The organism is Aestuariibacter salexigens DSM 15300 (assembly GCF_000429145.1).
Classification (GTDB): domain Bacteria; phylum Pseudomonadota; class Gammaproteobacteria; order Enterobacterales; family Alteromonadaceae; genus Aestuariibacter; species Aestuariibacter salexigens.
In genome coordinates this window covers 313,555-336,325 of record NZ_AUBH01000002.1, presented here as the reverse complement: position 1 = coordinate 336,325, position 22,771 = coordinate 313,555, and the positions used below count along the sequence as shown (strand labels likewise).

Genomic DNA, 22,771 nt, shown 5'->3' with positions numbered 1-22,771 from the left:
CATCAGAAGCTGTTTTTCTTATAGAGCAGGCAGAGGGAACAGCTCAGTGCTTCGCAACGGGCGCTGCCAGCTCCTCACTGGCACTGGAAAAGCACAACACTGCAACGCTTTTACCTGCCTGCAAAAAGACATTTTTCATACAAATATCAGGCTGTTCCCGCAATGACGAGTAGCGCGTATCCAGGATTAGGCACCAGCCGCTGTTATTGGACAATACCGGTAAATGAAAACGCACATCGTTGTCACTGGCATTGAAGCACACTAACCAATGTTCATAGCCTTCTTCACGTCCCTCACGTCCCACAATTTCCATCGCAAATGACTGGTTATTATGATCATGCCAGTCTTCTGCAGCCTGATATTCTCCGTCAGGGCGATACCAACGCACTGCCTCAACGTTGGAAAAATTATGATAGGGGTCGTCTTCGAGACTGATATTGCTGAGTACTTTGCTACCATTACGGAACTTCACCACATAACAACAAAATTCCAGAAAGTCCTGACTACGCTGGTTCATGGTCCAGTCAATCCAGCTTATTTCGTTATCCTGACAGTATGCGTTGTTGTTACCCTGCTGGGTGCGGCTCAACTCATCGCCACCGAGAATATGCGGAATGCCTTGCGACAGCATCAATGTAGTAAACAAGTTGCGTTTCTGACGCTCACGTAACGCCAGTATTTTTGCATCTGAGGTTGGCCCCTCGATGCCGTAATTACATGACAGATTATGGCCATGACCGTCGCGATTATCTTCGAGGTTGGCAAGGTTATGTCGCTGGTTGTAGCTGACTAAATCGTGCAGCGTGAAGCCATCATGATAGGTGATGTTATTGACTGAGGTATGAATGGCGCGTACGCCCTTATGAAACACGTCACGTGAGCCCATAATACGGGTGGCAAACTCGCTCATCAGGCCTTTATCTCCGCGCCAGAAAGCGCGAACCGAGTCGCGGTATTTATCATTGCATTCGTGCCAATTGGCAGGAAACTGTCCCAAACGGTAGCCGCCTGGGCCAATATCCCAGGGCTCAGCAATCAATTTCACATCAGCCAGCACCGGATCCTGACGAATGGCACGGAATAAACCAGCCTGGCTGAAAAAATCGTAGGAATCCCGGCCCAAACTGGCAGCAAGGTCGAATCTGAATCCATCGACGCCCATCTCGGATACCCAGTAACGCAGCGCATCCATTATCATCGTCATCACATACGGATGCGCACAATGCACGGTATTTCCGCAACCGGAGTAGTTGGCGTAGTGCTCGTAGCGAGGCTGATGAAAATCGTCCTGCTCGAACAAATACATGGCGCGATTATCAAGTCCTTTGAATGACAGCGTTGGACCAGGCAAGCCTGATTCGGCGGTATGGTTAAACACCACGTCAAGAATGACTTCGATACCCTGCTGGTGAAATTGTTCCACCATGTGACGGAACTCCTCAATGCCATTTTTCACCACATAACGAGGCTCGGGCGCAAAAAAGTTCAGCGGGTTATACCCCCAATAATTCGTTAGTCCTTTTTCACTAATATAGGGCTCTGGCATAAATGCCATCACTGGCAATAGCTGCACAGACGACACGCCCAGACGTTTAAGATGGGCTATCACCGAGGGATGACAGGCGCCAAGGAACTTGCCTTTGTGCTCATCAGGTACGTCAGGATGGAGCATGGTTAGGCCCTTGACGTGGGCCTCATAAAGTACAGTGTGTTCAGGTTTTACATGAGGTTTGTGATTAAGCGTACTGGTTGCCAGTGCTGTGCCCGCATGCACGATACATTTGGGCACCATAAACTGACTGTCTCCCTCATATTGCCTTGCATTCCATACTGCAGGACGGTTTAGCTCTCTGGCGTAGGGATCTATCAGTAATTTGTCCACGTCAAACAGCATACCCGCGCGCGGTTTATATTTGCCATCACTGCGGAAGCCATATAATTGGCCGGGCTGAATATCGTACACAAAACCATGCCAGATACTGCCAGTTTTGAGGGGTAGCGGAATTTTCGCGGTCTGTTCTTCCGTGTCCGGATGAAAAAGGCAAAGATATACCTGCGTTGCATCTGGGCAGTGCACCGCAAAGTTACAGCCCTTTTCACTGAGCAGTGTGCCTAACGGAAAAGGACGTCCATCATCAATACGCCATGATGACGCTGCCATTTAGTCTCCTTTATACAGCAAGAACAGTGTCGCTAATGGTGGCAAATTCAACTGCACCGAGAACGGTTTATGGTGCCAGGATGTGTCCTGTGCTTTGCACTTCTTCGACACTTTATAGCCACTGCCCCAGTACCCCTTGTCATCGCTGTTGAAAATCACAGAGTAATTGCCCTCATCCAACACACCCAGTCTGAAGTTATCCCGTGGCACCGGTGTAAAGTTACTGACCATATAGACCTTAGTGCGCTGTTGTTTATCTTTGCGCACAAATGCCAGAATGCTCTGCTCCGCATTGCCGTGATCTATCCATTCAAACCCTTCCCCCTGATGGTCAAGCTCATGTAATGCTGGATGTTTACTGTAAAGTTTGTTCAGGTCGCGATACATGTTCTGAATACCCGCATGCTTGTCGAACTCCAGCAGGTGCCAGTTTAATGAACCATCGTGATTCCATTCTGCACTCTGGCCCAGTTCATTGCCCATGAAGTTGAGCTTTTTGCCCGGATGCGCGTACATGAACGCCGCATAGCAACGCAGATTGGCTGCTGCCTGCCACTCGTCGCCGGGCATTTTGCGTAATAGTGATCCCTTGCCGTGCACGACTTCATCATGTGAAATTGGCAACACAAAATTTTCATCGAACGCATAGACCATAGAGAAGGTGATTTCGTTGTGATGATAACGGCGATAGCCTGGGTCTTTGCTGATGTAGTGCAGAGAATCATGCATCCACCCCATGTTCCATTTAAAACCGAAGCCTAAGCCGCCTTCGTAAACGGGGCGAGACACTTTAGGGAAAGACGTCGATTCTTCGGCAATGGTAATGGCGTGGGGGTGTTTTTCATATACTTCCCGATTCATCCACTGCAATAAACTGATGGCTTCATAATTGTGATTCCCGCCATCGACGTTCGGGATCCACTCGCCGTCTTCCCGCGAGTAGTCCAGATACAACATTGACGCCACGGCGTCGACCCGCAGCCCATCAATATGAAACTTATCCAGCCAGTATAAGGCACTGGCGACCAGGAATTGCCTGACGGTATCTTTACCAAAATCATAAATGCAGGAGTTCCAGTCTGGATGCCAGCCCTTGCGTGGATCTTCATATTCGTACACATGCGTGCCATCGAAGCGAGCAAGGCCATGACCATCTTCAGGGAAATGCGCGGGCACCCAATCAATGATGACGCCAATGCCGTGCTGGTGGCACTGATCGACAAAGTACTTAAAGTCGTCCGGATCGCCAAAGCGGCTGGTGGGAGCGAACATGCCAACCGGCTGATAGCCCCAGGAACCATCAAACGGGTATTCCGATACAGGTAATGTCTCAATATGGGTGTAACCCATATCTACTACGTAAGGAATGAGCTGTTCAGCCAGTTCACGGTAGCTCAGATAGCGCCGCCCTGATACATCTCCAGGACGTTTCCACGACCCAAGATGCACCTCGTAAATACTCATAGGCTGGTAGTATTTTGCAGCTTGCGCCCCCTCTGCCCTGCCCTTTTCCATCCATTTTTTATCCTGCCATTGGTAACGCCCATGGTCATAGACGGTCGATGCATGTGAGGGATACTGCTCTGCACTGAAGCCGACAGGGTCGGCTTTATGGGGTAATTCATGACCGTGCGCATCTTTGAGCTGATATTTATATTTAACACCAGCCTTAACCCCAGGAATAAATAGCACCCAATAGCCCATATCGGTTTTTTGCATGGGGTGGCAGGTGCCGTTCCAGTAGTTCATGTCACCAACGACTGATACCGCGCTGGCGTTAGGCGCAAATACCGCAAAGCGTGTTCCCGCTATTGGTTTACCGTCTGCTGTGGTGACCTCAATAAGTTGCGCACCGAGTTGCTGGTAGAGGTTTTCCGGCGCATGGTCGACATAGTGCACGGCGTGATAGGCCTGCTCACGAAATTGATAAGGGTCAAGCACATCGAACTCTGTTTCTGACGTGCGTACTCGGAAGTGATAGGTCTGTGGGCGCGGCTTTGCGGATATTTCCGCGACGAACAGGTCACTGTCCGGCTGCCGTGTCAACGCACAGATGTCAGCATTGCTGTCGTGATCAACCATGACAACATCGATTGCGCCGGGCAACCAGGCGGTTACGGACACCTTACCTTCATGTTCCTGTAATCCCAGATGCTGAAATGGGTGGGTACATCGGGCCTGTTGGAGTTGGTCGCGTAACTGCATGGTCTTGCTCCATTTTATTTGTACAAAAATGACCGGCACAGGCCGGTCATTAGAGGGATACTATCCCATTATTGTGCGTCATTGTGACGCTAATTACTGGCAGCGTTTCTGCGCTGTGTCAACTCTTGTGCAAGCTGCTGGATATTTTGATCATCGAAAATATCTTCCAGATTGCGACTGAGTTTGCGCCGCCAGTTTGGATATTCGTTAAATGTACCCGGAATATTTACCGGTTTATCCATTTGCAGCCAGTCTTCTAACTGCAAGGACAGCAGTGCACTTGACCCTGTGGCCATATGTTTTTGCATGCCAAAATTAAGTGCCTGATTCATACCCACGTCTTCTACCCTGCGTCCTACATCTTCACCAATTGAATGGTGTCCGTGTAGCGTATCCAGAATCGCCTGCTTATTGATGTGTCTATCATTATAAAGCGTACTGAGTATTTCATCCGTGGGATACAATCCCAGTTCTTTACCCAGTTCCAGGTCAAGACAATGCCAGAAGCCGATTAATGTCGGCATATCATGCGTAGTCAGGGTCGACATCGACTGTTCAGGATAATGAGACGGCGAGAAGAATCCACCGTCTTCGGCCTGCTCAAAGAAAAACACCCGATAAGAATACACACCGGCATCCGCCAATTTGGTACGAATTTCTTCCGGTACCGTACCCAAATCTTCACCAATAACCAACGCTTGATGACGATGACTTTCCAATGCCAAGATGCCCAGCAAATCATCCACGGGATAATACACGTAGCTGCCAAGCTTGGCGTTATCACCACGATACACCCACCACAGACGTAACAGCGCCATGACGTGGTCAATACGCAACGCGCCCGCAGCGCGCATGTTCGCGTCGAACAAATCAATAATAGGCTGATAACGTTGCGCGTAGAGCTTATCCGGATCCATCGGCGGCAATCCCCAATTCTGACCCAGTGGACCAAGAATGTCGGGCGGCGCGCCAACGCTTGCGTCGATACAGTATAAATCCTTGTTGCCCCAAATCTCGGCGCTGCCCTCACTGACGCCAACGGCAAGATCACGATATAAACCAATCATCATGTTGCTATCCAGCGCCGTCTGCTGGGCTTGCTCAAGTTGCAATGCAGCTTGCCACTGACAGAACAGATAGAACATCACTCGTTCTTTATTGGCCTTCTTAAACTTCGCTACATCTGGTGCATGGTAATCGGCATATCGGGCCGGAAACACAGGCCATCCCCATGAGGGCTTACCTTCACTACTCAGGAATTCCTGCAACGCATCATACACCGCCAGCATATCAAGACTTTCGCCACCGGCTTCCACAAACGCTTTAAACGCTTTGTTTTGTTTTGTATTTTTGCTCAGATACTTGCTGCGATAGGCGTCAAAAACCGCGTTCAACGCCTTTAATTTCAACTGCATCACCCCTTCATAATCAACGTAATCTACCGCTTTGACGTGCTCAAGCGTGGCCTGAAAGTCATTACTATTAACAATCTCCTGTACGGCAGGGTCTTCGTAACAAGGCAGGGCCGTCACATCCAGATAGATAATGTTCAGCCACCGGCGTGATGAGGGGCCGTATGGACTGCAGGCATTAGGGTTGGAAGGATACAGCGCATGAATCGGATTCAGGCCGATAAAATGTGCGCCGTGTGATGCGGCATCACGCACCAGTTCGCTTAAATCAGTAAAATCGCCGACGCCCCAGTTGCGCGAGCTGCGCACACAGTAAAGCTGTACACTTAGCCCCCACACCTTTTTACCCTGTTCAATATCAGCTGGCTTAAAACAAGAAGTTGGACAGACAATCAGGCGCATATCCGCAATATGATCGCCATCTTCGGCGAGCAAATTGAGATCGTGATAACCAAGTGGCAACGCCTCTGACAGCGTGAACATGTATTCCTGAAACTCTCCGTCTTCGAATTCTGCAACGTTGAGCAGCTCGCCGTCCGTCGGCACCAGCGTCTGCACAATCTGTTCACCCTGTTCAGTGGTTATCGCTACGTTATAACTGTCATTTACCAGTTCGATAGGTAACCGCACCGTCACATTCACTGCTTCACCACGTCGCACGACCTGCACAGGGTTTAGCGGCGTCAGCCATGCACTGCGCACCTCCTGTTCAACCTGAGACTGGAGTTTGTCACTGTCGTCAACGGCATATCCCATTGCTTTGAGTAACTTTTGTTTACTGTCCTTGTCTACCGTGGCTGGGTTTCCCCATGCATCAACATAATTGGATTCGATACCACGCAGCGTGACGAGCTGATCCAGCAAAGTGGAAGTCATGCGAAGTTATGTCCTATTCTGAATGTGTGTACTTGGTGTCCATACATTATTGTTTAGAATGTTAAAAATTCGTAACTGAATACGTTTGCATTCAAAAATAAATGTAATTTAACTACAAAATTATGGATTAATTTTGAATTCATGGCCATATTGATCCATACTTTACGTAATTTAATTTCATTTTCCAAAGAGGATCTACTATGTCGATCAAAGTGGGAATTAACGGTTTCGGTCGTATCGGACGTCTGGTGTTGCGCGCAGCAACTAAACGCAGTGACATTCAAGTTGTGGCCATCAACGACCTGCTAGACCTGGATTATATCGCCTACATGCTCAAATACGATTCAACCCATGGTCGCTTTGACGGCACGGTAGACGTTAAAAACGGTATGCTGGTCGTCAATGGCCAGGAGATTCGCGTGACTGCCGAGAAAAATCCGGCTGACCTTGGCTGGGGTGAACTGGATGTCGATGTTGTTGTGGAAGCAACGGGCATTTTCCTGACTGACGAAAAAGCGCGAGCCCACCTGACTGCCGGCGCGAAAAAAGTCGTGATGTCAGCGCCATCTAAAGACGATACCCCAATGTTCGTCATGGGCGTTAACCACGAAAGCTATGACGGTCAGGACATTGTGTCTAACGCATCCTGCACGACCAATTGTCTGGCACCTGTAGCAAAGGTACTGAATGATGAATTTGGCATCACTGATGGCTTGATGACCACGGTTCATGCGACAACGGCAACCCAGAACACGGTTGATGGTCCTTCGGTCAAAGACTGGCGTGGCGGACGCGGTGCGTCACAAAATATCATTCCATCCTCTACCGGCGCGGCTAAAGCAGTAGGCAAGGTGATCCCTGCACTCAATGGCAAGCTAACGGGTATGGCATTCCGCGTACCGACGGCTAACGTGTCAGTGGTAGATTTGACCGTGAATCTGGCGTCACCGGCTTCTTATGAGCAGATATGTGCGGCAATGAAGCGCGCATCAGAAGGCGAAATGAAGGGCATTTTAGGCTATACCGAAGATGCTGTGGTTTCGCAGGATTTTATTGGCGATAGTCATGCATCCATTTTTGACGCCACTGCCGGTATCGCCCTGACCGATACCTTCGTCAAAGTTGTAAGCTGGTACGATAACGAAATGGGTTATTCAGAGCGCGTACTGGATTTGGTTGCGCACATCAGCAAGTGATAGATATAGAAAGTTGTGATAAAAATAGGCGACGTTAAGTCGCCTTTTTTATGCCACTATTTTCTTCAGGATCAGCATTACATGCAGTTACCTTCATCTATTACGCAAGCCAGCCGAGGGTCACTTGACACTCTGGTGTTATCCAATGCTTTTGGTCGATGCGAGATCAGTCTGTTCGGCGCCCATGTGCTCAGTTATGTCCCACAAAGCGACCAGCGTGAGCGCCTGTGGCTGAGTCAGTCGGCCATTTTTGATGGTATAAGTGCCATACGAGGCGGCGTGCCAGTGTGCTGGCCATGGTTTAGTGATAACCACGGTAATAGGCAGGAAGACCTTCCCTCCCATGGTTATGTGCGCAAGCAGCAATGGACACTCAACGACTGTAAGGATGATGACAACGGCACTGCCGTTACGCTGGTCCCCCAAAGCGTGCAGGGGCCCGGATTTGATTATGCTGCACAGCTTAAAATCGTGGTGCATCTGGGTGAACAACTCAGCATCACCTTAGTCACCAGAAATCTTGGTTCAGAGCCTTTTCCCCTGAGCTGTGCGCTGCATACTTACTTTGCGGTAGAGGATATTCAGCGCTCCGAACTCATTGGCTTGAAAGGTGAATATCTGGATAAGACCCGTGGCTTTGACACATTCAGCACACCTTCTCCCTATCGCTTTACCATGGAAACGGACAGGATCCATCTTGATGCTGCTGAGCACTTGACGATTCAGCACCCGGGCGGAGTAACCGAGGTCGACTCAAGTGGGCACAACAGCATTGTGGTGTGGAATCCCTGGCAGGATAAGGCAACGGCAATGGCAGATATGCGAGAAGACGGCTATCTTACGATGCTGTGCGTCGAAACCGCTGTCACCGGTGACGTATCTCTGGCACCCGGCCAAACCCTCGCCCTTCAGCAACGTATTGGATAACCGCAATGTCGTCTTCACATGCACACTTTACCCATTTACTGAGAGTTCGCTACGGCGAATGTGACCCTCAAAATGTTGTCTTTAACGCACGTTATGCCGACTACGCCGATATCGCCGCAACCGAATTTATGCGCGCGATATGGGGGGATTATGCGTCTCTGGTTGCCCAGGGGATAGAAAACCAGGTTGTAAATCTGAATATTTCATGGAAGTCATCTGCCAAATTTGATGACGTTATCGCCATCAGTGTTAACGCGTCCCGCGTTGGAAATACGTCGTTCTCTCTGGCGCTGCACATGAAAGAGATTAATAGTGGACGAAACATCGCAGAGGCTGAGGTGGTCTATGTGATGGTCGATGCGACACATTTTAATAAGATGCCTATCCCTGAGCATCTCAAAGACGCGCTGGAAATGGGCGCCCCCGGCACAGTTATTAATCATGCGGGTTTATAACCCGTCATAGCGGCCCTCAAAAAGCGTCATTGCGGCTAATAAATCACGTCATTGCGGCGTAGGCCGCAATCTGCAGCAAATCCCCTTTGCTTTCATATCCACTTTATTGGTTTGAGCGGCCCCGGCCTTCGCTGGGGAGACGCTTGATATGGCCGGTAGGACGCTTGATATGGCCGGGTTGACGCTTGATATCGTCGGGATGACACTGGGTATATTTTTTTATACCTGAGTATCAGTTTTAAGATTTTTTCAATACCTGAAGTGCGCTTTACTTGTCTACGCAAAACAACTATCCAACTGACGTTGGGAACGTTAACCAAACAGAGAACGATACTATGTTGAAACTTGCCCGAATTGCTCTCGTTATCGCTATCGCTTCTTGCACAATGGCGGGCGCTGCGCACGCTAACATAAATAGCGCCGTGTCTGCGACCTGCTCTGCAACAGAAGCTGGCGATAATACTCAGGTAAGAAAAAAGGCTCGCAGTGAGCAGCCTGTGTTCTCGTTAAATGCGATGCAACGCTCAGCAACCGCACTGCAAAATGTGCAATGTGCTGACGCCGGTTCAGGTCGTGCTACCCTACTGGCTAGCATGGTGGAGTCTGACTCACTGATGGTGAGAAAGATGCCTGACACTGCGTTTGTTGCAACTCGCGCTGGATGGTAAGCGCTTCTAACGTGTTAAATTGAAAAAGGCCTCGTAAGAGGCCTTTTTACTATCTGCTGAGACAGATTACGGCGTCAGTACCATCTTGCCTTTTACTTCCCTGCCCATCACTTTGTGCAGTGCATCGGTAGCCCGAGACAGTGGCAACGCCTCATCAACAATCACTTTCACTTTGCCTTCCACGTACCAGGTCAACAGCTCCTTCATGTTTGCGGCGAATTCCTTCGGTTGATGCTGTGTGAATGAACCCCAGAATACACCGACGACCGAGTACCCCTTGACCAACGCCAGATTGACTGGAAACTCGGGGATCTCACCACAGGCAAATCCAATCACCAGCAATCTGCCATTCCAGGCCATGTTTCGCGAGCAGGCATGAAACGTATCACCTCCCACGCACTCGTACACAACGTCAGCGCCTTTGCCATCGGTCACTTCTTTAAGGGCAGTTTTGAGATCTTTTTCGGTGTAGTTGATCAGAATATCCGCACCATTCTGGCGGGCTACTTCAAGCTTCTCCGCCGTTGAGCATACTGCAATCACCTTCGCGCCCATTTGTTTACCTATCTGCACCGCGGCCAGCCCGGTGCCACCGGCGGCGCCAGTGACAACCAGCGTTTCACCTGGCTGCAGATTCGCGCGCTGTTTTAATGCGTGGTGAGCGGTTGCATGGGCAGTCACCAATGCTGCAGCTTCATCATCAGGAATAGCGTCAGGCAAAGGCAACACATGTGTGGCAGGCACGCAAACCTGTTCGGCATAACCGCCTAACATGCACAGTGCGATCACACGCATCCCTGCTTTCAAGTGTGAAACCCCCTCGCCGACTTCTGTGATCACGCCCGCCACCTCACTGCCAGGAATAAATGGAAACGGCGGTTTCATCTGATATAGTCCCTGTACCAGCAGGCCGTCAGGATAATTTACACCGGCCGCTTCTACTTTTACCACCACGTGACCAGCTTTCGCCTGAGGGTCTGGTACATCTTCAAACGCCAACTTTTCCGGTTCGGCAAACTCATGACATACGATTGCTTTCATTATACTTCTCCAGCGACGTTGCGCGCCGCGTTCGGTTATTCGTTAATTAATTCTATCGCCAGAGCAGCAAGCGGTTTGACCATGCTGCCCAGTTGCAGAGCCTTTGGATTAGAGGCATTGCCATCAAGAGCACGCTTAACCACACCCTGTAGAATGGCAGCGAGACGGAAGAAACTGAATGCCAGATAAAACTGCCAGTTACTGATACCCTCCAGTCCAGTGCGCTTGCAATATGTGTCAACGTACTCCTGCTCACTCGGAATACCGATTGCGTGTCGATCGAGACCTCGCAGTCCGGCAGCGAGTTTTAAATCATGAGGCAGGCGCAGCTGCATACACTGGTATGCAAGATCTGCCAGTGGATGACCCAATGTAGACAACTCCCAGTCCAGCACTGCCAAACACTGTGGAGATGGCCCGTCACTGAAAATCATATTGTCTAAGCGATAGTCACCATGGACTAAAGATACCCTGCCATCGTCGGCAGGCACATGCTGCTGAAGATAGGCAATCAGTGATTCGATATCCTCAATTTTCTCGGTTTCCGACGCGCGGTACTGAGACGTCCAGCGACTAAGCTGGCGCTCAAAATAATTGCCGGGCTTACCGTAGTCACTCAGCCCCACAGCATCGATATCAACGCTGTGTAAGGCCGCCAATACGCGATTCATTTCGTCGTAAATGCGGGTCCGCACAGCATTGCTGTCGACTTCAGGTAACGCGCTGTTCCAATAGATATTTCCCTGTACGTATTCCATCACATAGAACATGCTGCCGATGACATCAGGATCTGTACATAAATGGAACGGCGTTGCCACCGGCACATCGGTTTTTTGTAGGGCCTCAAGCACGCGATATTCGCGGTCTACCGCGTGTGCAGACTTCAACAATTTGCCGGGTGGCTGGCGGCGCAATACGTATGTTGACCCTCCAGACTCCAGCTTAAACGTTGGATTAGACTGCCCGCCAGCAAACTTTGTCGCACGCAGTGGACCAGCAAGGTCTGGTACTTTGTCCTGCAGATAGCTCTGCAGTATCTCCAGATCAAGTTGATGGGTGGTCTGGTTCATCACTTAACCTGCGTTGTAGTCTTTAACCAAATTGCGTCCAAGCTGCATCATATGTACCTGATCCGGTCCATCGGCCAGTCGTACGGTACGGGCATAGGCATACGCGGCGGACAGGAAAGTGTCCTGGCTGGTGCCCGCTGCACCATGCATCTGGATAGCTTCATCGATCACCCGGCAGGCCATTTTGGGCGCTACAATTTTAATCGCCGCGATCAGGTCACGAGCGACTTTATTTCCGTACTTATCCATTTTATCTGCCGCTTTCAGAGTCAACAGACGCGCTTGTTCAATATCGCAGTGCATTTGCGCAATGCTCTCTCGCACTGACTGCTGTTTGCTCAGTGGCTGACCAAACGCAACGCGCTGTTCGACTCTGGCACATGACAAATCAAGTGCGCGCTGCGCAACGCCTATCAAACGCATACAATGATGAATTCGGCCCGGACCAAGGCGGCCCTGAGCAATTTCAAAACCTCGTCCTTCACCGACTAATAAATTTCCTGCCGGCACTCTGACATTATCGAACAGTACCTCAGCATGCCCGACAGGCTGGTCAAGGTAACCCATCGCCGACATAGGACGCACTACCGTGACGCCAGGGGTATCCAGCGGTACCAGGATCTGACTCTGCTGCGCATGACGCGGTGCATCAGGGTCAGTTTTACCCATCACCACCATGATTTTGCAGTTTTCATTCATCGCGCCACTGGTGTACCACTTGCGACCATTGATCACATAGTCGTCCCCATCGCGCTTAATGGACGTACAGATATTTGTCGCGTCCGATGACGCAACCTCAGGCTCTGTCATGGCAAAGGCAGAACGGATTTCACCGTTAAGGAGTGGCTCAAGCCACTGCTTTTTGTGCGCATCGGAACCGTACTTCGCCAACACTTCCATATTGCCGGTGTCGGGTGCACTACAGTTAAACACCTCTGCACTCCAGGGTACTCTTCCCATGATTTCACACAGTGGCGCATACTCGAGGTTGGTGAGACCAGCCCCGTAGGGCAAATACTCTTCAGGCAAGAACAAGTTCCACAAGCCCTGCTGTTTGGCCTTGGCTTTAAGTTCATGCATCATATCGGGTGTACGCCAAGGCGTTGCGCTGGTTTCAACCGCGTGGACGTATTCAGATTCAATAGGATAGATTTCTTTATCCATGAACGCCTGTAACTTTTCCATTAGTTCAAGCGTTTTATCGGTGTAGTCAAAATTCATGTGTGACTCCTGTTAACTGTAAGTAACCGCATGCAGTCTGGATGGTCTATCAAGATGCGGAATGCTGTTAAAGCTGTTAACCGTAACCTTGTCACGGTTGAAATAGAAATGACTGAAACTGGCGTTTTTCGTTTGCATGTTGAGGTTGATAATGGACTCAATCGATAGCCCCAGCACATGCCCCATCATCACTGACATTGCGCCGCCTGAACTGACCAACAACAGGGGCTTTTCGGGCCGTCGCTGACATACATGCTGAAGCGTGTTTTCTACTCGGGCTGAAAAGTCCTGCCAGGTTTCAGAGATAAGGCTACTGTCGAGCTGCTCATTCGACCAACTATGCATTGCATTTTTCAGTAATCGATAATACTCGGCGGGCGTCGCCTGTTTGGCCGGAGTATGGGCTGGATTATCTGCCAGGTAAGCCCGCACAACGCTTTCGAAATCAAATTCGTTCAGTCCCTCGTCGATTTCATGCGGCGTGTCGGCTTGCATTGCCTTGCAGATTGATTCGGCAGTCTGATGATGACGCTTCATTGCGCCGCGAATGACACCATCAAACTTTATATTACGCTCGGCAAAATACTCACCAAGCCACTCTGATTGCTGATATCCAAGTTCACTGAGCTGGTCGTAGTCGGCTTTACCAAACGAAGCCTGCCCATGTCTGACGAGATAAAACTCTGCCATAAGACCCTGTCCTGATTTTTCGTAAATATGATGTTAAGAACAAAGTGGTAATAAGTTTAATTTATTCTGTTGATATTGCTCTATTCACACCATGCATGCATTGCGTGATCTAGGTTGTGACCAAATGACACTCAAAAAAAAAGCCGCACGTGCGGCTCTTTTTGGTTCTTTTCCTTAGCGTTCTCGCTCATGGAATTCAATATATCTGTTAGCTTCGGCAAGTGTGCCAAACTGCTCAACAAGATTGTCAGTGCCCTGGTCGATGATTGCTGGATCATCGGATTCAGTAACCATCCAAACCCAGGTTTTTACGATGGGTATAGGCACTTTGCAAACAAAATCAGGCTTATCCTGCATACCCTATTCCGCCATTTTTCCATTGCTTCGCTGCACTCCAAGCGCTCGACGATTTTACCTATCACGGCGTAAAAGGCAAAACTTTTAACATTTCATTTACAACAAAATGAATCCACATTGCCGATGCATTGTTATAGATCAAGGGCTGCGTGCGCGCACTCCGATACACTCCTTTTATTAAGCAGTTTCCATACACCTGATTCAATGAACATCGATTTTTTTGACCCCTCGCTACTTGCCAAATATGACACCAGTGGGCCGCGCTACACGTCCTATCCAACGGCACTGGAATTCACGCCTACATTCACCGAACAAGCATTCATACAGGCAGCACAATCCTCCAGCAATGACACTCTGTCACTGTATGTACATATCCCGTTTTGTCACAGCCTCTGCTACTACTGCGGCTGCAATAAAATCGTCACCCGACACAGCGAAAAAGCCGATAAGTACCTTGCTTTTCTACAGCGTGAAATTGCCTACCGTGGTAACCAATTGTCTGCCAAGCCCGTCACACAGTTGCATTTGGGTGGCGGTACGCCGAGTTTTCTGAACCCATCTCAGATGAAGCAATTGATGAGCGCCCTGCATCAGGCATTTGACATTCAGCCGCAGGCTGAAATCAGTATCGAGATAGATCCAAGAAAAATCCCTCTCAACTACATTAAGATGTTGGCGGATAGCGCCTTTACCCGGCTAAGTATTGGTGTACAGGATACCGATCTGAATGTGCAGCGTGCCATAAACCGTGTGCAGTCAACGGCGTTCATCAAGCAACTGGTCGAAGAAGCACGACGCTGTGGTTTTGTGTCTATCAACCTGGATTTAATATACGGCCTGCCCCATCAAAATGAGCAGACCTTTGCCACCACGTTGGACACGGTTGCGTCAATATCACCGGACCGGGTGTCGCTGTTTAGCTATGCACATATGCCGCAGCGCTTTGCGGCTCAGCGTAAGATACGTAATGAATGGCTGCCGGATGCGAACCAAAAGCTGGCCCTGATGCGTCAGGCCGCTCTGACATTAAATAAGGCCGGTTATGTCTTGATCGGCCTTGATCATTTTGCGCGCGCCGATGATGAGCTCAGCATTGCGCAGGAAAAAGGTGATATGCACCGCAATTTTCAAGGCTATACCACACAGAAACAGTCAGATCTGTTGGGGCTTGGCCTGTCTGCCATCAGTGCCATCGGCAATTGCTACAGCCAGAATAAGAAAACCTTACAGGACTATTATGTCAGCATCGAAAGCAGTGAACATGCGATAGATAAAGGGCTTGTATTAAACGCGGATGACGTCATCCGTCGCGATGTGATTCAGGCGTTGATGTGCAATTTACGGGTCGATAAACAGCTTATTGCCGAAAAGTATGGCATTGACTTTGATCGCTATTTCACAAATGCCATAGTTGCGCTAACCCCCTTTATTGACGATCAGTTGGTCATCAACCGGCCGCACAGCCTCGAGGTGGTACCCAAAGCCCGCTTGCTGGTACGCAATATCTGTCTGACGTTTGATGTATACAGCCAGGAAAAAATTGCTCAACAGCGTTTTTCCAGAGTTATTTAGCCTGGCTGGATTGACCGAGGCACAGACTCACGTGCTCAGCCCAATATGACACAGGGTGCTGTATCGCACTGTCTCCTACGCTGATTTCACAAATGCTGCTGTTGTCATCACCAATGCGTGGTAATGGCAACACGATAATGCCGGTAGCCTCAGCATACGCCACAATGCGCTCAGCCAGACGTTGTGGTGCTATGGGCAACTGGATGTGAAACATGGAACATGGAGGTGTTTGTGGGTTGATCAACAGGTCTATACCCGCCAGTGCCTGGCTTAACCTTGCTGCATAATCAACAAAAACCGGCATCTGAGGCAAATAACGCTGCAAGCCAATCCGAGCGGCAAGCACTTCCGGATACATGGTGATAGGATTGCCACCGGCCCTTCGTGCCCAAATTCTCACCTCATCAACCAACGCCTCGCTGCCCAGCAGCGCCGCACCGAATATTCCACCCATATCCTTATAGAAACTGACATAGGCTGAATCAAATAATGACAGTATCTCAGCCAGAGAGCGCTGATAATAGGTGCTCGTCTGCCACACCCTGGCGCCGTCAAGATGCAGAGCTACACCATATTCATCGCACCATTTTCTGATCAACTCTAGTTCCTGCCAGCTGGGCAGCACGCCACCAATCTCGCGCATCGGTAGCTCAATGATCAGCGCCGCCAGAGTAGAGGAATCAACCTGCATAAGATCATCTAATGTCATTGCCCGATGTGTGTGCCCCACGGAAATCGCCTTGAGGCCCCACAGCTGCTCTATTGCCATGTGCTCATGAAGTAACAGGTGTGAAGTGGGATGAAGCGCAACACCATCACGTTCTGACTGTATGGCATAGCACTTCATCGCAGCACATTGCGCCAGCGTGCCGGTAGGTAAAAACACCGCCGCTGGTTTATCAAATAGCGTACACAACTGCTGCTCAAAGTCAGCTACACAGCCGCCTTTGCCGTATGCGTCACGATCGTCTTTTGGCAGGACAGCATTGCGTATGCCTTGGAGTTCCTGCGCAGTAGAAAGTGGCCGGTGTCGATGGATATTAGCACTGGCTGCCTTACACGCCTGTGCAAAGCGAGATTGTATGGATGGCGTTAGCATGGTCTATTGCTCACTTCATATGTACTTTTCCGCCGATAATTTTAAGTGCCGGAGCACCCCGAATCATCGTTTCTCTGGCAAACTCCTGCTCGCACTGTGGGCAATGGATTTTGTCATGCGTGTAATCTTCCGTTATACGCTCAACAAAACATTTTACCAGCGCGCCTTTGCCCCCTTTTCGGTATTTGAACAGATTGGTTTTACAGTGCATACAGGAAATCAACACCGTACGTTTGGGCTGTTTTTTGTTGGGCTTGGGCATAATAATTCGTTGAACGTTTTATGGATAACGCAAATATTAAGGATACTAAGTACTGAATTGATCTGATATGCACGACACTTTATTCTACAAACCCTCTCTTCATTTCTAAATAACATAATGACTAATCAATTTGACGACCAAACCACTCTAGAGCTTGAAGCTGCCGCGTTTCGCGCCCTGCGGGACCATCTCAGAACCCGCACCGACGTACAAAATATTGATTTAATGAACCTGGCCGGGTTTTGTCGCAATTGCCTGAGTCGCTGGTACGCTGAAGCAGCAAGCGAAAAAGGCATTGAGCTGGATAAAGATGCGGCCAGAGAAATTGTTTACGGTATGCCTTTTAATGAGTGGAAACAAAAGTACCAGACCGAGGCAACTTCGGAACAACAAGCTAAGTTTGCCAAAGCTAAACACTCATAAAATAAGCTCAAGACCCGCAAACGCTACGTTAAAACCTGCGTTGGTAACGGATTGATATTCTTCTGAGGCCTTATCTAGCAAGGGATTGGTATGATTCATATGGATGAACCATACGCGCTGCCGGATGTCATCAGGCTGATTTGATAGTAGCTGCATGGTTTCTGTGACCAGTGGATGAGGCACTTTTGACATATCCCTGCCCGGCAACTCGTCGCCCGAGAAAAATGTCGCATCCAGCAATGCATAATCATGTTGACGTACAACCTCGGCGAGATCTTGTTGCCAGATATGCCATTTGTTAATGTCTGGTATGAAAACTGCTGAGGCGTTGGGACCTCGAATAGAATAACCGACCGTCTCTGAGAACTCATCTCTGTGCGGTACCAGAAAAGGAATGACCGAAATCTGCTGTAATCCTACAGGGGTATTGTTTTGTAATTTCCGTAGGCTGATATTCTGAAAGCTAACCAGTTGACTCCAGGGACCATTGTCACGCAGAAACGTTGTCATTCTTGGCATGGCATACACCGGAACGTCAGATGCGCCCATGGCTTCATGCCCCAAATACATCAGTCCCGCATAGTGACCAATGTGAGCATGTGTCACAAATACACCGGCGAGTGAATACTGTGTCGATGATACGCGGTTGTGCAAGGTATACAGCTGTTCAGGTAGATCGGGCGTAGCCTCGAATAAATAGGTTTGATTTGATGCAGGTGAGACAAGCGCTAGCGATGTGGCATGCTGGCGCTTTTGTGGCGCGTGCCAGCCTGGCATGCAATGGGGTTTAAAACAACCGGCCTGGGGATAGCCTGCATCCTGTGCTACCCCAAGTATGAGCAGAAAGGGTTGATTTGATTCACTATGCACGCCTGTCACTGTACCAAGCGATATAAGGCAGGACATTACCTTTAACATGTGCTTGAAATTCATCAGCCTCTCCTTAGGGTAGCTTGAAACGTGCATACAGATTTTGTCCCGTGTGGATACCTAGCTTATCGGCACTCCATGCACTAATCTCGGCGAACAGGGTGTGTGTGCCAAGGCTAAGTGTGACCAATTGGCGTGTCGGGGTCACGGCTTCTATGTCCACCACCCTGGCCAGCAGACAGTTAATAATAGAACTTTGGCTGCGCTCGTTCAGATCCAAACTCACCTGATTGGCCTCAACCCTGACCTTAACACTCTCTCCTTTGACTGAATCCCGCGGGACAAAAAGCCGCTGCCCATCACAGTGTAATTCGGTGAGGCCATAATGTTCGTGATGTTGAATGACCTTGCCCATCAGCACACTGAACAAAGAGCGGTATTGTCTGACATCTTCATGCTGCTGCAATCTGTTTATCATGGATGATAGTGGCCCCTCGGCTTCTATCTTACCCGCATTGAGCTGCACAATATAATCGCTGACAAAAGCCAACTCCCGCAGACTGTGACTTACCATAAGCACAGAAAATCCGTCACGAGTATGCAGGTCTAGCACGTGTTGTAACAGGCGATATCGTCGGTTTTCATCTAATGCCGACACGGGTTCATCCAGTAGCAGAACATCGGGATTATTTGCCAGCGCTCTGGCCAATGCCACTCGCTGCTGCTCACCGCCGGACAAACTGCTGATGTGCTGGGAAAAGAGATGCTCACATTCGAACAACGTAGCTAGTTCATAAATCGACAGAGCACCTTGTCTGGGCGCGGCAAAACGCCTTGCCAATTGTAAATTCTGCTGCACAGTCAAATGGGGAAATAAGGCACTGTCCTGAAATACCAGCGCAATGCGGGTTTCAGGTTTAACCGATATGTGCCCCTCAAAATCCGCCTCTACCCCGGCAAGACATCGTAATAAAGTCGTTTTACCGGCGCCAGAGGCGCCATAAACGCCGCAGATATTCTCACTTATCGGCAGCGTCAGGTCGACATCGAGGATGGTTTTACCCTGTTTACAAAGACGGCCTTTTATTTCCACAGACTTATCCTGCTGCTATTGAAGCGGTACAACACCGTTAGCAAGCATAATGAAAAAAGCAGCATAACCAGCGCCAGAGCGTGGGCCTGCTCGTAAGCCATAGCTTCGACATGGTCAAACAATGCAATTGACACCACCTGCGTCTCACCAGGAATATTTCCGCCTATCATCAGCACAACACCGAACTCCCCTAGTGTGTGTGCGAAACTTAGGCCGGCAGCCGTAAAAAAACTGCCCCTGGTGATGGGTAAAATTACCTGCATAAACTGCTGAGTGCGGTTAAGTCCGAGGGTTTTTGCTACTTCAACAAAACGCGGATTTAGCTGCTCAAACGCATTGTGTAAAGGTTGCACGGCAAATGGCAGTGAATAGATCACAGAGCCAAGGAGGATCCCTTCAAAACTGAATGCCAGCTGCCGGCCACTCAGCGCCAACCAACTTTGGCCTAGCCATGTATCAGGGGCAAACGAGATGAGTAAGTAGAAGCCCAGCACTGTGGGTGGCAGTACCAGCGGTAAGGCAAGGATTGCCAGCACTATTGATTTAGCCGGACTACGCCAGTGTGCAAGCCACCAGGCCAACGGCACACTGATACCGATCAGGATAATGCTAGTCAATGCAGCCAGCTTTACGGTCAGCAAAAGCGCATTGATATCCATGCCACTCATGGGATGACGCTTCCTGCCTGCCAATACCCCAATGTTGCTAGAGTTCTCTGCACGGGTTCAGAAAGTAAATAATCGCTCAATTGCTGGGCGAGTTGCTGCTGTTTGGTACGCTTGAGTATAACCAGTTGCTGCTCAATAGGTTGATACCATGCCTGTGGCACTATCAGCATCTGTTCAGCACTTTTTACTACCTGACTTAGCGCTACGAAACCCGCAGCTGCATTACCGCTGCGCACAAATTGATAGGTCTGAGTGATATTGTTTCCCATGGCTAACTTACCCTGCAACTGCGTCCACAGATCTGCATGCTCAATGACCTGTTTCGCGGCGCTTCCGTATGGGGCGACACGGGGGTTGGCGATAGCGATACGACCAGAGACATCCTGTAGTCGCTGAATAGTGGGCTCAGTCTGGCCCGGTATCCACAATACCAGCTTACCCAGCGCATAGGTTTTTCGGCTGCCTGCCAAGATTAACTGTTGCTCCTGCAAACGCCGTGGTCGCAACGCATCGGCGGACAGAAATAGATCAAACGGCGCGCCATTCACAATCTGCGCATATAGGGTACCGCTTGACGCAGAAGAGAGGGAGACACCAATACCCGTTTTCTGACTGAATGTGTTGCTAAGACTTTGTAGGGTTGGATAAAAGTTTGATGCCACTGCGACACGCAGCATTTCGCCAGCGCATGATACATATGGCGTCACTAAACAGGCAAGCCATAGCAAGGCTGTTTTCACTGAGGATCCTGTGGATTTTGCCAGCGCTGCAGCGCCAGCATATCAGTTTCTCTTACTTCTACCCATTTGGCACTATTTACACCGTGTTCTTTTTTCCAGAACGGTGCCTGAGTTTTGAGCACATCCATAACGAACTGAGCAGCGTCAAACGCGTCCTGACGATGTCGGCTACTGACACCGACGAAAACAATCTGATCATTAGCTTGCAGCTTGCCCACGCGATGAATGATTCTGATTGCGCCAAGCACCCAACGTTGTCTCGCCTCATCACATAATTCGTTCAACACTTTTTCAGTCATACCTGGGTAATGTTCGAGCTCCAGAGCTGTCACGCTATCACTCAAATTGACATCTCTGACCAGGCCAACAAACGTTACGACCGCGCCTTCACTGCGTGACGTTTTTCTTAGCAACTCATATTCATCGCCAACGTTAAAATCTTCACGCTGAATGCTAATCATCTTAGCCGCCCGTCACTGGTGGAAAAAATGCTACCTCATCACCGTCATGGATCGTGGTGTTTGCGTCACAAAGTGTATGGTTGACCGCACACAACACCTTACCCTGCTGCAAGTCACTCCAATCCTCATGTTGCGCTATCAGGTGCTGTTGCAGCTGAGACACTGTGATTGAACTGGTCAGCTCAAGTTGTATTGAATCAACACCAAGACGTTCTCTAAGGCTGGCAAAAAACTTAATCGTGATCATCTTCCATCCGCCACTCACCGCGTTTACCACCGGCTTTGCTCAACACCTTAATGCCGTCGATAGTCATACCCGGATCAATAGCTTTGCACATATCGAACAGGGTCAGTGCGGCCACACTTACTGCTGTGAGTGCCTCCATCTCGACCCCCGTCCGGGCATTCAGCTTGCACAAGCTTTCAATACGGATACGTTGCTGATGCGCTTCAATGACAAAATCTACCTGTACTTTGCTCAAGGCAAGTGGATGACAAAGAGGAATAAGGTCAGAGCATTTTTTGGCAGCCTGAATACCGGCGATACGTGCCACTGCGAACACATCACCTTTTGCAATGTCCTGACTGGCCACTTTTTGTAGGGTGGATGCTTGCATAGATACATACCCCACCGCTGTGGCCTCTCGAGCGGTCACTGCTTTAGCACTGATGTCCACCATATTAGCATTGCCATGGACATCGAGATGACTGAATTCATTCGACATTTTCCTAGTCCGGTGTGTTGAGGTGAGAGACAAAGTTACATGGCCGAAAGCGATTATCAAGCTGCTCAGCAATGATTTTTGTCCACCCTGTACGACACGCCCCAGTAGAACCTGGCAAACAAAATATCACCGTATTATTAGCGAAGCCCGCTGTAGCTCGCGACTGTATCGTTGATGTACCAATTTCCTCGTATGATAAGTAACGGAACAGCTCACCAAACCCTTCGACAGGCTTGTCGAACAAGACACTGAGTGCCTCAGGTGTGGAATCTCTGGATGTAAATCCCGTGCCGCCCGTCACCAAAATCACCTGGACCACCGGCGACGCAATCCACGCGGAAACCAGCGCACGCATCTGATAAATATCATCTTTTATGAGTTCCCGAGCAGCAAGGTGATGACCACTTTGCGTCAGCGCGTTAACAAGATACTGACCAGAGCTGTCTTGCTCAAGAGTTCTGGTATCGGACAACGTTAACACGGCTATATTAAGGGGAATAAACGCATCTTCAGACAAAACGTCGCTCCTTCACTTACGACAATGCATCTTGAGGTTACGCTACCAAAAGGACTGTTGAT

24 protein-coding genes are annotated in these 22,771 nt (G+C 49.5%); 6 read left to right on the top strand and 18 right to left on the bottom strand.

Annotated elements, in window-relative coordinates:
- Nucleotides 1-43: 43 nt before the first annotated feature.
- The 3 genes from glgX to malQ all read right to left on the bottom strand — a co-directional run bounded on the left by glgX (nt 44) and on the right by malQ (nt 6,654).
- Nucleotides 44-2,161, bottom strand: a complete 2,118-nt coding sequence (gene glgX / locus G441_RS18035) for a glycogen debranching protein GlgX (RefSeq protein WP_034474511.1) — start codon at nt 2,159-2,161, stop codon at nt 44-46.
- The gene (glgB, locus tag G441_RS0105650; RefSeq protein WP_026375442.1) at nt 2,162-4,366 is read right to left on the bottom strand and encodes a 1,4-alpha-glucan branching protein GlgB; all 2,205 of its coding nucleotides are present in this window, start codon (nt 4,364-4,366) and stop codon (nt 2,162-2,164) included. It abuts the gene before it with no gap.
- 89 nt (nt 4,367-4,455) lie between these two features.
- On the bottom strand, nt 4,456-6,654 hold the full coding sequence (gene malQ, locus G441_RS0105645) for a 4-alpha-glucanotransferase (RefSeq protein WP_026375441.1): 2,199 nt from the start codon (nt 6,652-6,654) through the stop codon (nt 4,456-4,458).
- Between the two features lie 200 nt (nt 6,655-6,854).
- Between malQ and gap the strand changes: the two genes are divergently transcribed.
- From gap to G441_RS0105625, 4 genes are all read left to right on the top strand, one after another.
- Nucleotides 6,855-7,850 carry a type I glyceraldehyde-3-phosphate dehydrogenase gene (gene gap, locus G441_RS0105640; RefSeq protein WP_026375440.1) on the top strand — a complete coding sequence of 332 codons (996 nt, stop codon included), beginning with the start codon at nt 6,855-6,857 and terminating at the stop codon, nt 7,848-7,850.
- 81 nt (nt 7,851-7,931) lie between these two features.
- Nucleotides 7,932-8,777 carry a D-hexose-6-phosphate mutarotase gene (locus G441_RS0105635; RefSeq protein ID WP_026375439.1) on the top strand — a complete coding sequence of 282 codons (846 nt, stop codon included), beginning with the start codon at nt 7,932-7,934 and terminating at the stop codon, nt 8,775-8,777.
- 5 nt (nt 8,778-8,782) lie between these two features.
- On the top strand, nt 8,783-9,232 hold the full coding sequence (locus G441_RS0105630; protein ID WP_026375438.1) for an acyl-CoA thioesterase: 450 nt from the start codon (nt 8,783-8,785) through the stop codon (nt 9,230-9,232).
- A 335-nt stretch (nt 9,233-9,567) separates the two neighbouring features.
- Nucleotides 9,568-9,900 carry a hypothetical protein gene (locus tag G441_RS0105625; RefSeq protein ID WP_156896292.1) on the top strand — a complete coding sequence of 111 codons (333 nt, stop codon included), beginning with the start codon at nt 9,568-9,570 and terminating at the stop codon, nt 9,898-9,900.
- Nucleotides 9,901-9,966: 66 nt separating this feature from the next.
- On the opposite strand, the gene G441_RS0105620 is transcribed toward G441_RS0105625, so the two are convergent.
- The 5 genes from G441_RS0105620 to G441_RS0105600 form a co-directional block, all read right to left on the bottom strand.
- Nucleotides 9,967-10,941, bottom strand: a complete 975-nt coding sequence (locus G441_RS0105620) for an NADPH:quinone oxidoreductase family protein (RefSeq protein WP_026375436.1) — start codon at nt 10,939-10,941, stop codon at nt 9,967-9,969.
- Between the two features lie 35 nt (nt 10,942-10,976).
- A complete protein-coding gene (locus G441_RS0105615) occupies nt 10,977-12,011 on the bottom strand; it encodes a phosphotransferase (protein ID WP_026375435.1) in 1,035 nt (344 codons plus the stop codon).
- Between the two features lie 3 nt (nt 12,012-12,014).
- Nucleotides 12,015-13,232 carry an acyl-CoA dehydrogenase family protein gene (locus tag G441_RS0105610; protein WP_026375434.1) on the bottom strand — a complete coding sequence of 406 codons (1,218 nt, stop codon included), beginning with the start codon at nt 13,230-13,232 and terminating at the stop codon, nt 12,015-12,017.
- A gap of 12 nt (nt 13,233-13,244) precedes the next feature.
- Nucleotides 13,245-13,922, bottom strand: a complete 678-nt coding sequence (locus G441_RS0105605) for a histidine phosphatase family protein (RefSeq protein ID WP_026375433.1) — start codon at nt 13,920-13,922, stop codon at nt 13,245-13,247.
- A gap of 174 nt (nt 13,923-14,096) precedes the next feature.
- Nucleotides 14,097-14,279: a hypothetical protein gene (locus G441_RS0105600; protein WP_026375432.1), complete on the bottom strand. Its 183-nt coding sequence runs from the start codon at nt 14,277-14,279 to the stop codon at nt 14,097-14,099.
- Between the two features lie 204 nt (nt 14,280-14,483).
- Between G441_RS0105600 and hemN the strand changes: the two genes are divergently transcribed.
- Nucleotides 14,484-15,851: an oxygen-independent coproporphyrinogen III oxidase gene (gene hemN, locus G441_RS0105595; protein ID WP_026375431.1), complete on the top strand. Its 1,368-nt coding sequence runs from the start codon at nt 14,484-14,486 to the stop codon at nt 15,849-15,851.
- On the opposite strand, the gene G441_RS0105590 is transcribed toward hemN, so the two are convergent.
- Both G441_RS0105590 and G441_RS19900 read right to left on the bottom strand, forming a co-directional pair.
- Complete coding sequence (locus G441_RS0105590; protein WP_026375430.1) at nt 15,844-16,950, bottom strand: threonine aldolase family protein; 1,107 nt, start codon at nt 16,948-16,950, stop codon at nt 15,844-15,846. The two genes, hemN and G441_RS0105590, sit on opposite strands and share 8 nt — an antisense overlap.
- A gap of 10 nt (nt 16,951-16,960) precedes the next feature.
- Nucleotides 16,961-17,212, bottom strand: coding sequence for a hypothetical protein (locus G441_RS19900; RefSeq protein WP_026375429.1), 252 nt, complete (start codon nt 17,210-17,212; stop codon nt 16,961-16,963).
- Between the two features lie 117 nt (nt 17,213-17,329).
- Between G441_RS19900 and G441_RS0105580 the strand changes: the two genes are divergently transcribed.
- Nucleotides 17,330-17,635, top strand: coding sequence for a DUF1244 domain-containing protein (locus tag G441_RS0105580; RefSeq protein ID WP_026375428.1), 306 nt, complete (start codon nt 17,330-17,332; stop codon nt 17,633-17,635).
- Here the strand turns inward: G441_RS0105580 and G441_RS0105575 are convergent.
- Genes G441_RS0105575 through moaB form a run of 8 tightly spaced genes read right to left on the bottom strand, consistent with a single transcriptional unit; the run spans nt 17,630 to nt 22,709 of the window.
- Complete coding sequence (locus G441_RS0105575) at nt 17,630-18,568, bottom strand: MBL fold metallo-hydrolase (protein WP_026375427.1); 939 nt, start codon at nt 18,566-18,568, stop codon at nt 17,630-17,632. The genes G441_RS0105580 and G441_RS0105575 overlap by 6 nt on opposite strands.
- Before the next feature lie 10 nt (nt 18,569-18,578).
- Nucleotides 18,579-19,598 (bottom strand): molybdenum ABC transporter ATP-binding protein, encoded by a 1,020-nt coding sequence (locus tag G441_RS0105570; protein WP_026375426.1) that lies wholly within the window; start codon nt 19,596-19,598, stop codon nt 18,579-18,581.
- A complete protein-coding gene (gene modB, locus G441_RS0105565) occupies nt 19,589-20,266 on the bottom strand; it encodes a molybdate ABC transporter permease subunit (RefSeq protein ID WP_026375425.1) in 678 nt (225 codons plus the stop codon). The genes G441_RS0105570 and modB overlap by 10 nt, the downstream gene beginning before the upstream one ends.
- The gene (gene modA, locus G441_RS18030; protein WP_034474507.1) at nt 20,263-21,006 is read right to left on the bottom strand and encodes a molybdate ABC transporter substrate-binding protein; all 744 of its coding nucleotides are present in this window, start codon (nt 21,004-21,006) and stop codon (nt 20,263-20,265) included. The genes modB and modA overlap by 4 nt, the downstream gene beginning before the upstream one ends.
- Nucleotides 21,003-21,467 carry a molybdopterin synthase catalytic subunit MoaE gene (gene moaE, locus G441_RS0105555; RefSeq protein ID WP_026375424.1) on the bottom strand — a complete coding sequence of 155 codons (465 nt, stop codon included), beginning with the start codon at nt 21,465-21,467 and terminating at the stop codon, nt 21,003-21,005. Before moaE ends, modA begins: the two co-directional genes overlap by 4 nt.
- Nucleotide 21,468: 1 nt before the next feature.
- Nucleotides 21,469-21,714: a molybdopterin converting factor subunit 1 gene (gene moaD / locus G441_RS0105550; protein ID WP_026375423.1), complete on the bottom strand. Its 246-nt coding sequence runs from the start codon at nt 21,712-21,714 to the stop codon at nt 21,469-21,471.
- Complete coding sequence (gene moaC / locus G441_RS0105545; RefSeq protein WP_026375422.1) at nt 21,701-22,192, bottom strand: cyclic pyranopterin monophosphate synthase MoaC; 492 nt, start codon at nt 22,190-22,192, stop codon at nt 21,701-21,703. Before moaC ends, moaD begins: the two co-directional genes overlap by 14 nt.
- A gap of 4 nt (nt 22,193-22,196) precedes the next feature.
- A complete protein-coding gene (moaB, locus tag G441_RS0105540; protein ID WP_026375421.1) occupies nt 22,197-22,709 on the bottom strand; it encodes a molybdenum cofactor biosynthesis protein B in 513 nt (170 codons plus the stop codon).
- Nucleotides 22,710-22,771 lie beyond the last annotated feature (62 nt).